The sequence below is a fragment of the Peribacillus sp. FW305-BF15 genome (assembly GCF_058783805.1).
The window spans coordinates 143,344-159,272 of record NZ_JBYSYV010000005.1; the positions used below are offsets into that span (position 1 = coordinate 143,344).

The window sequence follows — 15,929 nt, forward strand, 5'->3', positions numbered from 1 at the left end:
AAAAAATCCGCCTTTACCTGTTTGTGAGGATATTACCTCTACTAGCTTGTCACATCATCTCATTATTCATTATATAATCCCTCTTAAAACAAACCAAGCTGCTTAGGAGCCAGTCCTTCATATTCTATACCAAGCAGCTCGATCATTTGTTTGGCATTATCAGCTGCATCCCCGCCTGAGTTATTATTGAACAGGACATATAACTCCTTGGATTCCTTTTCCAATACCCTGATTTTCTCCACCCATTCAGTCAATTCCTGATGATTATATCGATATAGGTACCTGACCTCACGCCAATTATCCCCCGAAGCAGGCCTTTGCCAACCATGCAGGTTACGGCCATGAAAGCGTACCAGGGTTTTATCTTTATCGGTGGCATGCAGAACGACAGGAATGGATCCCTCACCAGCCTGCGGCTCATCGCATACAGTATGGATCCAGCCTTCCGTTTCGATAAAATCCAAAGTTTGCTGGACTACGTTGGGCCTGTACCAGCTTTGATTCCGGAACTCTATGGCAACTGGGATATCGCCCATTTCAGCTTTGCACCATCGCAGGTAATTCACATTTTCACGTTTACAATCAAACCATGGCGGAAACTGAAATAAGACCATCGCGAGCTTGCCGGACTTCCGATATGCTTCCAGTGAGTCGCAAAACGCCTTGAACATCTCCTTCTTACTTTCAAATGGGATTTCCCCACGTTGATGTCCTGTCATCCCTTGGTAGGCTTTAACGACAAACCGGAATGATGCTGGCGTCTCGGATACCCACTTTTCACTGTTCCTCTTTGGCTGGACTGCATAGAATGAAGCATCCACCTCCACAATGGGAAAATGAGCGCCGTACTCTTTGAGTTTATCACGTTGGGAAACACCTCCATGATATAAACTATCATGATCACCCCAACCGGTCACACCAACATAAATCATCTGCATCACCACTCCTTTGGGACAGGACTATTTCCTGACTTCTTCTTTTATTTTTTTACCCTCATTGAGCCATATCTAATCTTTCGTATAAGGGTGTGGAATATCAAAATATCAAAACAAAAAGCCTGCCAGTCAAACCCGGCAGGCTTTTGTATGAATGATTATTCTAAATCGCCTTACAGGCAGGCCAGTCGGTTATTATCCGATGGAGCCTTCCATTTCGAACTTGATCAGACGGTTCATTTCAACCGCATATTCCATTGGAAGTTCTTTTGTAAATGGTTCGATGAAGCCCATTACGATCATTTCCGTTGCTTCTTGCTCAGAAATTCCGCGGCTCATCAAGTAGAACAATTGTTCTTCAGATACTTTGGAAACCTTCGCTTCGTGTTCAAGGGAAATATTATCATTCAAGATTTCATTGTAAGGGATCGTATCAGATGTAGACTGATTATCCATGATTAATGTATCACATTCAATGTTGGAACGAGCTCCATCCGCTTTACGTCCAAAATGAACGATACCACGGTATGTTACTTTACCGCCCTGTTTAGAAATTGATTTAGATACAATCGTTGAAGATGTATTTGGCGCTAGGTGAATCATTTTCGCTCCCGCGTCTTGGTGTTGGCCTTTACCTGCAATGGCAATCGATAATGTCATACCGCGAGCGCCTTCACCTTTTAAGATGACAGCAGGATATTTCATTGTCAATTTCGAACCGATATTACCATCAATCCATTCCATTGTTGCATTAGCGTCACAAACCGCACGTTTCGTAACCAGGTTAAACACGTTGTTTGCCCAGTTTTGGATCGTCGTGTAACGGCAGTAAGCATCTTTCTTGATGACAATCTCAACAACCGCACTATGAAGGGAGTTAGTTGTATAAACAGGTGCTGTACAACCTTCTACATAGTGAACGGATGCGCCTTCATCAACAATGATTAGCGTACGTTCGAATTGCCCCATGTTTTCAGAGTTGATCCGGAAATATGCTTGAAGCGGAGTATCCACTTTAACGCCTTTTGGTACATAGATGAATGATCCACCTGACCAAACTGCCGAGTTCAATGCAGAGAATTTATTGTCAGTAGGCGGGATCGTTTTCCCGAAATGCTCACGGAAGATATCTTCATTTTCACGAAGTGCTGAGTCCGTATCTTTAAACACGATACCCAAGTCTTCCAATTCTACTTTCATGCTATGGTAAACCACTTCAGATTCATATTGGGCAGATACACCGGCAAGGTATTTTTGTTCGGCTTCAGGAATTCCCAATTTATCAAAAGTCTGTTTGATTTCATCAGGAACTTCATCCCAAGACTTCTCTGATTTCTCTGATGGCTTAACATAGTATGTGATTTCATCGAAGTTCAGGCTCTGCATGTCGCCGCCCCATTGAGGCATTGGCATGTTGTAGAAATGCTCCAATGATTTCAAACGGAAATCAAGCATCCATTGCGGTTCATCCTTCATTCGAGAAATTTCTTCCACGATTTCTTTTGTCAGACCACGCTTTGAACGGAAGATGGAAACATCTTTATCCGCAAAGCCATATTTATAATCGCCGATATCAGGCATTTTCTTTGCCATAGCTCGTATTCCTCCATTTCAAATGGCTGAATTACAACAGCTCATTTTAATTTAATTATTCCTTCAATCCCTTTTCCATGGCTTTCCAAGCTAGGGTAGCACACTTGATTCGGGCAGGAAATTTAGAAACACCCTGAAGGGCTTCAATATCCCCAAGGTCCATCTCATCGTCGTATTCTTTCCCCTGAATCATTAAGGAAAAAGTCTCGGACATCGCTAGGGCAGTATCAACGTCTTTGCCCTTAATGGCTTGCGTCATCATGGAAGCCGAACTCATCGATATCGAACACCCATCACCATCGAATTTAACATCGCTGACCTTGCCGTCTTCAATCTTCATCGTTAAACGAATCCGATCGCCGCAAGTTGGATTATTCATATCGATTGTCATGCTTCCATCTTCTAGCATGCCCTTATTACGAGGTTTCTTATAGTGATCCATAATGACTTGACGGTAAAGTGTATCAAGGTTATCAAAAGACATTACTGAAATACTCCTTCGTTTTAACAAGCCCGGACACAAGCTTATCAATATCTTCTTCCGTGTTATATAGATAGAAACTTGCTCTTGCTGTCGCTGATACGTCAAGCCATTTCATTAATGGCTGTGCGCAGTGGTGACCGGCACGGACAGCAATTCCATCTGCATCAAGAACGGTAGCGACATCATGTGGATGTACGTCATCAATATTAAAGGTTATTACACCAGCACGCTTTTCTGCATCTTTAGGACCGTAAATGGTCAGCCCTTCAACTGCTGACATTTTCTCCATTGCATAAGCGGCAAGCTTATGTTCATGCCGTTCAATATTATCCAAACCGATTTCCTCCAAGAAATCAATGGCAGCCCCCATGCCGATGGCGCCGGCTATGATTGGTGTACCGCCTTCGAATTTCCACGGGAGTTCTTTCCATGTAGACTCATACAAACCTACAAAATCAATCATCTCTCCGCCGAATTCGATCGGTTCCATTTTTTCCAGAAGATCTTTCTTGCCATATAATGCGCCGATGCCTGTTGGACCGACCATTTTATGACCTGAGAAGGCAAAGAAATCACAATCCAAATCACGGACATCCACTTTTAGATGCGGCGTGCTTTGTGCCCCGTCGACTACCATTACAGCATTGTGATCATGGGCAATTTGGGCGATTTCCTTCACAGGATTGATAACACCAAGCACATTCGAAACCTGCATGATGGACACGATTTTCGTTGCTTCCGTAATTGTAGCCCTCGCATCGTCAACGGAAATCGTGCCATCCTCCTGAAGCGGAATATACTTCAATACAGCGCCTTTTTCTTTGGCAAGCTGCTGCCACGGAATGATATTACTGTGATGCTCCATGTAAGAGATGACGATTTCGTCACCCTCTTTAATATTTGCACCACCGTAACTTCTTGCTACAGTATTTAAAGCAGTCGTTGTGCCTCTGGTAAAGATGATTTCCTCTGTAGAAGAAGCATTAATGAATTTACGTACCTTTTCACGAGCACCTTCATACGCATCCGTAGCTTTTGTTCCTAGTGTATGCACCCCGCGGTGAACATTCGAGTTATAGCCGCGGTAATATTGCTCAATCGCTTCAATCACTGCAGCCGGTTTTTGAGAGGTTGCAGCACTATCTAAATAAACTAATGGCTGACCATTGACTTCTTGATCTAATATTGGAAAAAGCTTACGAATTTCGTATGGGTTCATTACTGTACTTTCCTTTCAATGACCGCTACTAATTGTTTTTTGACTCCCTCAATTGGAAGCTCGTTAACAACAGGGGCCAAGAATCCGTGAATGACAAGTCTTTCTGCTTCTTTCTTTGTAATACCACGGCTCATTAAATAATACAGCTGTAGCGGGTCGACACGGCCGACTGAAGCAGCATGACCAGCCGTTACATCATCTTCATCGATCAAGAGGATCGGATTGGCGTCTCCGCGTGCTTTTTCACTTAACATCAATACACGTGACTCTTGTTCAGCATTGGCCTTTGTAGCACCATACTCTATTTTCCCAATGCCATTAAAAATGGAGGATGCGGATTCTTTCATGACACCGTGCTTAAGGATATAACCCTCAGAGCGTTTGCCATAATGAATGATGGCTGTCGTGAAGTTCTGCTTTTGTTCCCCGCGTCCGACTACAACGGTTTTTGTATCACCGTGAGATCCATCGCCCATTAGATATGTTGTATTATCTGAAATCGTATTTCCGTCGTTCATCAGGCCAAGCGCCCACTCAATACGTGCGTCACGTCCTGCCACTCCACGGCGGTTAACATATGTCGTGAAGCCTTTTGAAAGGGTATCAACCGCACCATATTGGACTTTGGCATTCGCATTTGCAAATACTTCAGTTACGATGTTGGCAACACCTTCGTTAGACTCAACGGTTGAGAAATAGTTCTCTACATATGTGACAGAGCTATTATCTTCAGCTACGATCAAGACATGGTTGAAAAGTGTAGTATCCGGATTATCCAGAAGGAATACCGATTGAATCGGCTCTTTGATTTCTACATTTTTCGGAACATAAAGGAATGCTCCCCCATTAACCAATGCAGCATGAAGCGCTGTTAAACGATGCTCATCTATTTTAACGCCGTCTTTCATGAAATATTTTTGCACGAGCTCAGCATGATCGCGAGCCGCTGATAAAATATCCGTAAAAATGACGCCTTGTTCTTTCACATTTGCTGACAGATTGATATGTGCCGGCGTATTATTGCGTTGGATGTATAAGTTTTCATTTTCTTCAATGATGGACTTAATTTCTTCCGGAAGCTCCTCTAAAGAGGCAAAAGCTTCACTCTCAACCGTATGAGTTTGGAAAGAAGTGAAATTCCATTTATCGATTTTCGTTTTATCCGGCTTTGGCATCGGGAGCTTTTCTAATTCAGAAAACGCTTGAATCCGAAGCTCGGATAGCCAAGCTGGATCATTATTTTTAGTTGAATAGGAGCTTATATCCTCTTGTTCAAACGGTAATTTCGTTTCTGTAGTCATTGCAAATCCTCCTACTTACGCTTCTTCGCCAACAGTTTCGTCTTCAATGCCCAATTCTTGTTTAATCCAGTCATAACCTTCCGCTTCCAAGCGGGCAGCAAGTTCAGGACCGCCTGATTTTACGACACGCCCTTGCATCATTACATGTACAAAATCAGGAGTGATGTAATTTAATAGACGTTGGTAGTGAGTGATGATCAAGCATCCAAAGTCTTCTCCGCGCATTTCGTTGATTCCTTTTGAAACGACTTTAAGTGCATCGATATCTAGACCTGAATCAATCTCATCCAGAATTGCAATTTTAGGTTGGATCATCATTAATTGAAGAATCTCGTTGCGTTTTTTCTCTCCGCCTGAGAAACCTTCATTTAAATAGCGTTGCGCCATATCTTCATCCATTTCAAGGAATTCCATTTTTTGGTCCATTTGACGGATGAATTTCATCAATGAAATTTCATCGCCTTCTTCACGGCGTGCGTTAATGGAAGATCGTAAGAAGTCTGCATTTGTAACGCCGCTGATTTCACTTGGATATTGCATAGCTAGGAATAGACCGACACGAGCGCGCTCGTCTACTTCCATCTCCAATACATCTTCACCATCGAATGTGATGCTCCCGCTAGTTACCTCATATTTAGGGTGACCCATGATTGCTGATGATAAAGTTGATTTACCAGTTCCATTTGGTCCCATGATCGCATGGATTTCCCCACCTTTAACTTCAAGGTTTACCCCTTTTAAAATCTCTTTGCCTTCAATTGATACGTGCAGATCTTTAACCGTTAATGTAGAAGCTGACATAATAATACCTCCGTGAACTAATTCCAATTTTATTACCAGAAAGTAAAGATTACTTTCATTACTATAATTTCCGTAAAAGCATTCTCACTTTATTCTCATTCCAATTTTATAACAAATCCAATTTGGAATCAACTAAATAGATAGGGGTTTCCACTTCGGCCATGTTAAAAACCTGTCCTATTCTTACAATACTAACAGATATGGCCTGTTTACTGCATATTCATACTTATTTTAGCTTTTGTTAAAATTATCTTATTATTCGGCAAATCTTCGTCCTTATTACTATATGTTCAAAGGATTCGATTGCAAGGTACGAACGTTCCGCTTAAAAAGAAAAAAATCGGACTGTCAGGTATTATGTAAGTTTATCCAATAAGGAAACCCTTATTTTATGGACCACTTTCCATTTTACCTCTACAGACCGATCTTTTAAAGAATTCTTTTATATGCTTAGCCGTGAATTTTGCGTTGTAGGTCCTGGACCATTTTGTTGCACTTTACATGTTCCCTATCCCGTTCTTTCTCAACCTCGATACGGAGGTCTAAGTCTCTACTGTACTCACTGTAGCCAATCCCATGTGAAGACTGCATCGCCTTTTCCATTTCGCTTGTTACATTTAAATCCAGAGTATTGATAGTGAACCATCCTTTCAAATTTGTGTATCATTTTTTCACCTTCATTATCTCTATACCCTTTCCTTTCCTGATTAAACATGAAAGGAATTAAATTAAGCCGCAGACTGAAACAACCTGGATCATCATTATCCGGACTTAGAGAAGTGAAGCACTTTATCACGGAAATCCTAACCGGCATTGAACGGAATATAGAGAATGTAGGTAAAAGTGATTCTATCTGATTGTGGAGTCTTAGTGGATTGGAACGGAAGGTACGAGACTCCTGCGGGAAAGCGAGTCGAGGGGAGACACCGCAGGCGCAAAAGCGCCGAGGAGGCTTCCGGACCGCCCGCGGAAAGCGAGTGCCTGAAGTGGAAAGTAACGTTCAAATTTTGAAAACCTAAAAATCTAAAAAACTGTAGACAAACTAAAAATTATGAGCGACGCATTATGTAAAAGCTGAACGGACAAACCAGCTCGCTTATTCATTTATGCTTCAGCAGACTGTAACGGATTTGTGTTGGGACGATAGTAACACCCCGAAATACTCGTATTAAGAGCCTCTGATTGAACAAGTGATTAAGAAAGCTGGAAACCCTGAAGCTGTTGACGCAGATTCCGCAACCATGGCTATGTGTAATATGAGCGTTTTGGTTGTTATCCCTGCCCATCGGCACTCAATAACAAATGTAGAGGGCTATTATGATTCAAATCCAATAAAAAAAAGGTTTCAAAATGAGACCATTCCGAAACCTTTTTAAACGGCGACCTGAATTAAATCAGGCCGCCATTCTCGAATTATTTATCCGCCGGTACAACTGCACCTTTGTATTCTTTCAGAATGAAATCTTGAATTTCTTTAGAATGCAATACTTCTACAAGCGCTTTGATTGCTTCTTTATTTTCGTCACCTTTGTTTACGGCAATGACATTCACATAAGGTGATTCGGAATCTTCAATCGCAATCGAATCTTTAAGCGGATTCAAACCGGCGTCAATTGCATAGTTGGAGTTGATCAAGACTGCATCGCCTTCGCCGCTCTCATAAATTTTAGGAAGCAGGGCCGCTTCATAATCGGCATCGAATTTAAGGTTTTTCTTATTTTCAACGATGTCTTTCGTTGTAGCCGTCGTTTTATCGATGCCTTCTTTCAAAGTGATCAGGCCGTTCTTTTCCAAAAGGGATAAAGCGCGTCCATGATCAGCAACAGAGCTGCTCATAATAATTGTTGCGCCTTCCGGAAGTTTATCAATGCTTTTATATTTTTGTGAATATAGAGCAATCGGCTCGATATGGATTCCGCCAGCATTGACGAAGTCATATCCATTTTCTTTAATTTGCCCCTCTAAATATGGAATGTGTTGAAAGTAGTTAGCATCCAATTCCTTATCATTCAACGCCTTATTCGGTAAAACATAGTCCTGGAACGTTTCAATTTCCAAATCGATTCCTTTTTCTTTAAGAAGCGGTTTAGCTTTCTCAAGGATTTCTGCATGAGGAACATTGGATGCCCCTACAACTATTTTCTTCGATTCTTTTTCCGTATCGCTGCTGCTTTTATCCTTTTCACTTCCACAAGCAGCCAAAGCGATAGATAACACTAAGATTAATGCAAATCCTAAAAACTTTTTCATCCTATTCATCTCCCTTTATCTTTTGTCCAATTTAGATGTAATCACATCTCCAATAATTTGAATTATGAAGACGATAATTAGAATAACGATTGTCGCTACAAGCGTAACGTCATTTTGATTTCTTTGATAGCCGTCCAAATAGGCTAGGTTACCAAGCCCGCCAGCGCCGATGACCCCGGCCATTGCGGTATATCCAACCAATGCAATCGATGTTACGGTAATCCCGGAAATAAGGGCAGGCATCGACTCTGGAAGAAGGACCTTCCAAATGATCGTGCTCGTTTTTGCCCCCATCGATTTAGCGGCTTCAATTACACCTTTATCGATTTCACGAAGGCCGATTTCAACCATACGCGCATAAAATGGGGCAGCACCGATAATAAGTGCCGGCAGTGCAGCGTTCTCACCGATCATGGAACCGACAAGCGCTTTAGTGAAAGGAATGAGCAGCACGATCAAAATAAGAAATGGAATGGAACGGAATATATTGACGACAGCACTCATGATTCCGTTGACAGCCCGGTTTTGCCACATATTACCCTTCCCTGTCAGGAAAAGGATCAATCCTAGTATTATGCCTATAAAAAAGGTTGCCACTACAGAGACGCTTGTCATGTAAAGCGTTTCTTTCGTAGCTTCAATGATGTCTTCCCAATCAACATTCGGCAATAATTCTTCAAGCATGAGTAATCACCTCCACGCCTACCTGCTGTGCTCTAATGAATTCGATTGCGCGGAGCATTTCATCCTCTTTGCCATCTAGATGGATAAACAATGTTCCATATGAACCGCTTCTTGTTTGGGATATCTTACCTTGAACGATATTGACATCCAACTCGAAGTTACGTACAAGCTTGGTGATCAATGGGCTTTCTGCATGATCACCTACAAAGGTCAATTGAATCACTTTGCCTGCTGGATAGCGTTCGAGCAAATGGTCCATCGTTTCTTTCGTTTCTTCCGGTTCCGTTACCTGTTGCACGAAACGCTTCGTCATTTGTTCTTTAGGATTCTTGAAGACATCCAGGACAGGACCCTGTTCAACAACCTGCCCGCTTTCCATCACGGCGACGCGATGGCAGATTTTACGTATTACATGCATTTCATGCGTAATCAAGACGATCGTCAATCCCAAACGCTGATTGATGTCAACAAGCAATTCGAGTATGGAGTCGGTAGTCTGCGGATCCAATGCAGAAGTCGCTTCATCACACAGCAGCACTTTAGGGTCATTTGCCAGAGCCCTGGCTATGCCCACCCTTTGCTTTTGCCCTCCGCTTAATTGCGAAGGATAGGCCTTTTCCCTGCCTTCAAGTCCGACTAACTTGATCAATTCGTTCACACGCTTGGTGCGTTCAGGTTTAGAAATACCTGCAATTTCCAACGGGAAAGATATATTCTCCTGAACGGTCCTTGACCATAATAGATTGAAATGCTGGAAAATCATGCTGATTTCTTGACGGGCCTTACGGAGCTGAGCCCCTTTAATTTTTGAAATTTCCTTTTCAGCCACCACAACGGATCCCTCTGTCGGTGTTTCCAATCCATTGAGCATTCTGATCAAAGTACTTTTCCCCGCTCCACTGTAACCGATGATCCCGAAAATCTCGCCTTTATTTATTTCAACATTCACATTATTTACAGCCTTGATCGTCTCACTGTTTCCTTTTCCTGTTCGGAACAGCTTACTGACTTTCGTCAATGTAATCATTAACCCTCACCTCTTTTATCCAATAAAACCTATGAACTTAGTTGATTTCTCTACATTATTAGTCTGTTTCTCCTATCATGTAAAAGTTTTCCCAATTAAAATAGAAAAAACCTTTCTGCATGAGCAGAAAGGCAGGTGAAGAAACAGGCCTTCCTCTCATCTTCCAAAGTGATTAAACTTTGTGTGAATTGGCACCTTTCCAAGGAAATCTCCTTGTCGGTTGCCGGGTTTCATCGGGCACATCCCTCCACCTCTCTTGATAAGAGCTAATATATAGAATATTTGTACATCATTAAGTTCTTTAGTATGGAGAAATTTTATCATAGATAAAAAAGGAGCGCAATGTATATTATTTCTAGTACAAGAATGAACAGGAACTTTGCTTAAAGCGTTTTGGAAGTCAAGGAGACGATGTTCGTCGCCTTTTCAATTGCCTGCTCCAAATCTTCTATTAAGTCGTCTACATTTTCAATCCCAATCGATAAACGGACTTGATCGGCGCTTACACCCGCTTTCGCAAGACCCGCCTCATTCAATTGTTGATGGGTCGTACTTGCTGGGTGGATGATCAAGCTCTTCGCATCCCCTACATTCGCCACATGGGACCATAATTCCACCGAATTGATAAGTTTTGCCCCAGCTTCGCGATTACCTTGAATCCCAAATGTCACGACAGATCCAGCTCCCTTTGGCAAATATTTATCCGAAAGGGCTTTATCGGGATGATCCTCATCACCAGGATGTGAAACCCAGGTCACGGCAGGATGGTTTTTTAAATATTGGATGACAGACTTGGTGTTTGATAGATGCTCTTTCATCCTTACATGCAGCGTTTCAAGTCCAAGCGTAAACTGGAATGCACTTTGGGCACTTAGCGCAGGGCCCAAATCACGTAGTAACTGGACCCGGGCTTTCGTTATGAATGCGGCAGGGCCAACTGCCTCGGCGTATACCAGACCGTCGTAACTTGGGTCAGGCTCCGTGAAGCCAGGATAGTTCGGCGAGTTCCAATCGAATTTCCCTCCATCAACGATGACACCGCCTAGCGTCGTTCCATTTCCAAGAAGCCATTTTGTAGCGGAATGGATGACAATATCCGCTCCAAAATCAATTGGTCTGCAAAGATACGGTGTCGCGAAGGTATTATCAATGATTAAAGGTATGCCGGCTTCGTGGGCGATTTCCGCTACCGCTTCAATATCGAGCACCCTCAAACTTGGATTTCCGATCGTTTCAGCAAAAATGGCTTTAGTTCTTGGTGTAATCGCCCTTTTGAAATTCTCAGGGTCATCGGGAGAAACGAACTTCACTTTGATCCCATATTTAGGAAGAGTGTTTTCGAAAAGGTTATACGTACCGCCATATAATGTAGAGGCTGAAACAATCTCATCCCCTGCAGCAGCAATATTCAGGATTGAAAGTGAGATGGCAGCCATTCCGCTTGCCGTTGCCAATCCGCCGATACCGCCTTCCAATAAGGCCATTCTTTCCTCAAAAACGCTGACCGTGGGATTATGAAGCCGTGAATATATATAGCCATTCTCCTTCAGGCCAAATAAATTTGCTGCATGGTCGGTGTCCTTGAACAAGTATGCATTGCTTTGGTAGATAGGAACGGCACGGACACCTGTTTCATCAGCTTGCAGACCGCCATGAACACTCAATGTTTCAAAACGCAACTTTTTCTCTGACATTTAATTTCACCTTTTTCTATGGATTTAGTTGGATTTATATGAAATCTGGCTTTTTATAAACAAAAAAACCACTTCAATAAGAAGAGGTTTCAAGAATACACCTCATCTACCAGAGCCAACACTCTGCTGGAATTAGCACCGTATATAAAAATTTATACCGGTTGCCGGGCTTCGTCGGGCCAGTCCCTCCGCCACTCTTGATAAGAACTATTAAATTCTGCCATTACTTAATTCAAAATATAGCATTTTAGATTAAATCAGTCAATGAATTGTTAGAATATTCTTTGTTTATTTCCTGCTCTCATTCAAATGTCAGCAACAAAGAAAACCAACCGCGGTTCTGATTGGTTTCCTAACTGATTTCCTTAAGCAATCCGTACAAATAAGGAACGGATTGAAAGGCATATATTTTCTTGTGCAGCTGCCCTTCTTTGAAAAGCAATAAGCAAGGAACACTTTCGATTTCATATGATTCGGCAATTGCTTGGATATAGTTCATATTCATTTTGCCTGCCTTCAATTCGGGGAAAAGCTCCAAGGATATCGTCAGCATCTTGGAGGCCACCTGACAGGTTCCGCATAAAGGTGTATATAAATATAAGCAAAAGGTTTCCCCATTTTCAACAGCAAGCTTACACTCTTCTTCTTTCCATTCCTGCATCAATTAGTCGTTCACCCTTTGACTTAAAAATTTCATTTTCACATTCATATTGGCAGATAGGAGCACAGTTGCGATATGATGTTCGGGTGAGCTCTCCACTTCTTTGTACATTTTATTAATATACAGGTGGTTCGCTTCCGGCATTTCCCTTCGGAACTGCTTCCGCAGCTTTTCTCCTGATTCATCTGCGTCAAAAAGGAGATAAACATCACGGTCCATCAATTCATCCACTAATTCATCCAGCTTAGTTAATGATATGGTCCCATTCGTACATCTTATTTCCACATCTTCATTTAAAACGGAGGCAACTTTTCTTTTATCGGAACTGCCTTCTACAATGATCACTTTATCGAATTCGCCCCACTCCATGTCATCACTCCATCTCACGAATTATGTGCGCAACTCACCCACTGTACAAATGAAAAAGAGAGCAGGCCTTTTCAGTCCCCCCTCTCCTTTCTTTTTTAACCGTTGATTAAACTCTCATACTCTTCAGCGCTCATCAAGTTTTCAATATCACTGCTATTAGACGGTTCAAGCACGACCATCCATGCCTTTTCATAAGGGGACTCATTTACATATTCAGGGTTGTCACTTAAATCTTCGTTCACTTCAACAACCTTGCCACTGATAGGTGCATAAAGCTCAGAAACGGTCTTAACGGATTCAACGCTTCCAAATGGTTCGTTCGCTTTCAATTCATCGCCGATTTCCGGAAGCTCAACGAATACGATGTCCCCTAGCTCGGACTGTGCGAATGCCGTAATTCCAATGCGCACTGTTCCATCTTCCGTTTTGACCCATTCATGTTCTTTAGTGTAACGAAGTTCTTTTGGTGTTGTTGTCATAATTAACCCTCCATATGTACATCTTATTTTATCTATTCCATTATAAGGTAGATTGTTTGTTTAAGTAAGGAATTAACCAAATATTTTGTGAAATTTCAGTTCCATACCTGTTCGAATTGCTCTTCTTTGAATCCTACCGTCACTTTGGTGCCATCCGTAACAATCGGCCTTTTCAGAAGCATTCCATCTGTGGACAATATATCAAGCATCTCTGCTTCAGAAGCTTCTTTCAGCTTATCCTTTAAGCCCAGCTCCCGATATTTTTGACCGCTAGTATTGAAAAACTTCTTCAACTCCAAATTGCTGTTTTTATATAGTTGTTCTATTTCAGTTCGCGAAGGGGGATTATCCGCTATATGGATCGCTTCATATTGCAGTTCATGATTATCCAGCCACTTCTTCGCATTACGGCATGTACCGCATTTTGGGTACCAATATAATGTTAAGCCCATCATTTCACCACCTATCAATAGAATACCCGTTTTTACCACGCAATACAACGAAATGTCTTTTGAATTTCCAATGCGATTTCATCAAAGGAAATAAAGGGAATGCCTTTACGGGCATTCCCTTTACGGATTCTGACTCATTGCTTAAAGAGCATATTTTTCCGTTTCGATTACTTTGACGGATGCTTCGCGTTTTTTCGCAATGACATTGATTGGAGTGTGTCTTGTCAGCTTACGGAGCGACGAAAGCATGATGCGAAGAGTATCGCCTGTTTCCACTGCAATTAACGTTTCCTTTGCATGCTGTTCTATTTCATTGAAAGCTTCCTGAACGAAGATTTCAGTGTAAAGCACTTTTTGTTTGTTCTTCTCAAGACCTGTAGCTGCAATTGCTTTTTCCGTACGCAATACCACGGATTCAGCTGCATAGGCAAGGGATGCGATATCAGCAATGTTGGAGAGGATTTCTTGTTCTTGATCAAGATTTTTTCCGTATTTCTGTGCCGCAAGCCCAGCAGCCAGAATACCGATTTTCTTAGCGTTCCTAACAAGCATTTTTTCTTGTGCCAGTGGCTCATCGCCAGGTTCTTCCGGCATCATCATCATTAATTCCTCTTGCAACCCCTGAGCTTTTTGAAGTAGCGGCAATTCTCCTTTAAGTGCTTTCTTCAGGAATGTTCCCGGGACAAGCAATCTATTGATTTCATTTGTACCTTCAAAGATTCGGTTAATACGGGAATCGCGATATGCTTTTTCAATTTCATACTCCTGCATGAAACCATAACCGCCATGAAGCTGTACGCCTTCGTCCGTAACGTAATCCAATACTTCGGAAGCAAAGAATTTATTCAATGAACATTCGATGGCATACTCAGCGATTGCAGCCGCCATTGATTTCCCATCTTTCACTTGCTCATCCGTCAATTTGCTTTGTCTTTGATCATAAAGGCCAACCGTACGATATACAGAACTTTCTGCTGCATAAATTTTAGCTGCCATTGTTGCAAGTTTTTCTTTCGTCAAGTTAAAATCGGAAATTTTCGTTTTGAACTGTTGACGTTGATTCGTATAAGCAGCTGTAATCTCAAGGGCACGTTTGGATCCGCCGACAGCACCGACGCCTAATTTATAGCGCCCGATATTCAGGATATTGAAAGCGATGATATGACCTTTTCCGGCTACACCCAAAAGGTTTTCTACTGGTACATGAACATCTTCGAGGATTAAAGTACGTGTAGATGAGCTTTTGATCCCCATTTTCTTTTCTTCAGCCCCAGTTGATACGCCTTTATAATCACGCTCAACAATGAAAGCGGAGAATTGTTCGCCGTCGATTTTGGCGTATACACAGAAGACATCTGCAAAACCTGCATTTGTAATCCATTGTTTTTCACCATTTAAAATATAGTGTGTTCCTTCAGCATTCAATTTCGCTGTCGTTTTTGCTCCCAAGGCATCTGAACCTGAGCTTGGTTCCGTTAAGGCATACGCAGCAATCTTCTCACCCGTTGCTAGTAAAGGAAGGTATTTTTTCTTTTGGTCTTCATTCCCGAATAATACGATTGGCAAAGAGCCGATACCTACATGTGCACCATGCGTAATTCCGAAACCGCCTGCAAGTGCCATTTTTTCCGTAATCAATGCCGAACTGATTTTATCGAGACCCAATCCGCTGTATTCCTCAGGAACATCAGCACCAAGTAAACCGATTTCACCTGCATGCTTCAGTAATTTGACGGAACGGTCAAACTCATGGTTTTCTAAATGTTCAACCTGCGGCAGAATTTCATTCACTACGAATTCCTCGGAAGTTTTGGCAATCATTTTATGCTCATCAGAATAATCTTCCGGTGTAAACACTTGATCATACGTAATATCTTCTATTAAGAAGGCCCCGCCTTTAATGAGGTTATCTGTAGTTTGATTGGACATGTTATTTCCTCCTATGTGTTTAAGATAGTAAACCCGCCGGAAGCATGACAG

The 15,929-nt window shown here is 42.1% G+C and carries 16 protein-coding genes and 2 riboswitches; all 16 genes read right to left on the reverse strand.

Going from position 1 to position 15,929, the window contains the following annotated elements:
* Window positions 1-83: 83 nt before the first annotated feature.
* Window positions 84-932, reverse strand: a complete 849-nt coding sequence (locus tag AC3WLU_RS07000) for a DUF72 domain-containing protein (protein ID WP_057278061.1) — start codon at window positions 930-932, stop codon at window positions 84-86.
* A 198-nt stretch (window positions 933-1,130) separates the two neighbouring features.
* Entirely contained in the window at window positions 1,131-2,528 is a 1,398-nt protein-coding gene (sufB, locus tag AC3WLU_RS07005) for a Fe-S cluster assembly protein SufB (protein WP_053536753.1), read from the reverse strand.
* 55 nt (window positions 2,529-2,583) lie between these two features.
* Window positions 2,584-3,012 (reverse strand): Fe-S cluster assembly sulfur transfer protein SufU, encoded by a 429-nt coding sequence (gene sufU, locus AC3WLU_RS07010; protein ID WP_034310148.1) that lies wholly within the window; start codon window positions 3,010-3,012, stop codon window positions 2,584-2,586.
* A complete protein-coding gene (locus AC3WLU_RS07015) occupies window positions 3,002-4,231 on the reverse strand; it encodes a cysteine desulfurase (RefSeq protein WP_048688225.1) in 1,230 nt (409 codons plus the stop codon). Before AC3WLU_RS07015 ends, sufU begins: the two co-directional genes overlap by 11 nt.
* Window positions 4,231-5,532, reverse strand: a complete 1,302-nt coding sequence (sufD, locus tag AC3WLU_RS07020) for a Fe-S cluster assembly protein SufD (protein WP_034310144.1) — start codon at window positions 5,530-5,532, stop codon at window positions 4,231-4,233. Before sufD ends, AC3WLU_RS07015 begins: the two co-directional genes overlap by 1 nt.
* 15 nt (window positions 5,533-5,547) lie before the next feature.
* Window positions 5,548-6,333 (reverse strand): Fe-S cluster assembly ATPase SufC, encoded by a 786-nt coding sequence (gene sufC, locus AC3WLU_RS07025; RefSeq protein ID WP_034310141.1) that lies wholly within the window; start codon window positions 6,331-6,333, stop codon window positions 5,548-5,550.
* Window positions 6,334-6,783: 450 nt separating this feature from the next.
* Window positions 6,784-6,936, reverse strand: a complete 153-nt coding sequence (locus tag AC3WLU_RS07030) for a YuzK family famiily protein (protein WP_474001829.1) — start codon at window positions 6,934-6,936, stop codon at window positions 6,784-6,786.
* An 810-nt stretch (window positions 6,937-7,746) separates the two neighbouring features.
* Complete coding sequence (locus AC3WLU_RS07035) at window positions 7,747-8,583, reverse strand: MetQ/NlpA family ABC transporter substrate-binding protein (RefSeq protein WP_413000763.1); 837 nt, start codon at window positions 8,581-8,583, stop codon at window positions 7,747-7,749.
* Window positions 8,584-8,598: 15 nt separating this feature from the next.
* Window positions 8,599-9,267, reverse strand: a complete 669-nt coding sequence (locus AC3WLU_RS07040; RefSeq protein WP_492597037.1) for a methionine ABC transporter permease — start codon at window positions 9,265-9,267, stop codon at window positions 8,599-8,601.
* Window positions 9,260-10,294, reverse strand: coding sequence for a methionine ABC transporter ATP-binding protein (locus AC3WLU_RS07045; RefSeq protein ID WP_057278064.1), 1,035 nt, complete (start codon window positions 10,292-10,294; stop codon window positions 9,260-9,262). The genes AC3WLU_RS07040 and AC3WLU_RS07045 overlap by 8 nt, the downstream gene beginning before the upstream one ends.
* Before the next feature lie 153 nt (window positions 10,295-10,447).
* Window positions 10,448-10,560: riboswitch (SAM riboswitch) on the reverse strand.
* A gap of 117 nt (window positions 10,561-10,677) precedes the next feature.
* Window positions 10,678-11,988, reverse strand: a complete 1,311-nt coding sequence (locus tag AC3WLU_RS07050) for an O-acetylhomoserine aminocarboxypropyltransferase/cysteine synthase family protein (protein ID WP_492597038.1) — start codon at window positions 11,986-11,988, stop codon at window positions 10,678-10,680.
* A 99-nt stretch (window positions 11,989-12,087) separates the two neighbouring features.
* Window positions 12,088-12,195: riboswitch (SAM riboswitch) on the reverse strand.
* A 145-nt stretch (window positions 12,196-12,340) separates the two neighbouring features.
* A complete protein-coding gene (locus AC3WLU_RS07055; protein ID WP_053537408.1) occupies window positions 12,341-12,649 on the reverse strand; it encodes a thioredoxin family protein in 309 nt (102 codons plus the stop codon).
* A gap of 3 nt (window positions 12,650-12,652) precedes the next feature.
* The gene (locus tag AC3WLU_RS07060) at window positions 12,653-13,018 is read right to left on the reverse strand and encodes a toprim domain-containing protein (RefSeq protein WP_057278065.1); all 366 of its coding nucleotides are present in this window, start codon (window positions 13,016-13,018) and stop codon (window positions 12,653-12,655) included.
* Window positions 13,019-13,113: 95 nt separating this feature from the next.
* Window positions 13,114-13,497 carry a glycine cleavage system protein GcvH gene (gene gcvH, locus AC3WLU_RS07065; RefSeq protein WP_034310122.1) on the reverse strand — a complete coding sequence of 128 codons (384 nt, stop codon included), beginning with the start codon at window positions 13,495-13,497 and terminating at the stop codon, window positions 13,114-13,116.
* Between the two features lie 95 nt (window positions 13,498-13,592).
* A complete protein-coding gene (locus tag AC3WLU_RS07070; RefSeq protein ID WP_034310119.1) occupies window positions 13,593-13,949 on the reverse strand; it encodes an arsenate reductase family protein in 357 nt (118 codons plus the stop codon).
* A 141-nt stretch (window positions 13,950-14,090) separates the two neighbouring features.
* On the reverse strand, window positions 14,091-15,878 hold the full coding sequence (locus tag AC3WLU_RS07075; RefSeq protein ID WP_057278067.1) for an acyl-CoA dehydrogenase FadE: 1,788 nt from the start codon (window positions 15,876-15,878) through the stop codon (window positions 14,091-14,093).
* Between the last annotated feature and the right edge of the window lie 51 nt (window positions 15,879-15,929).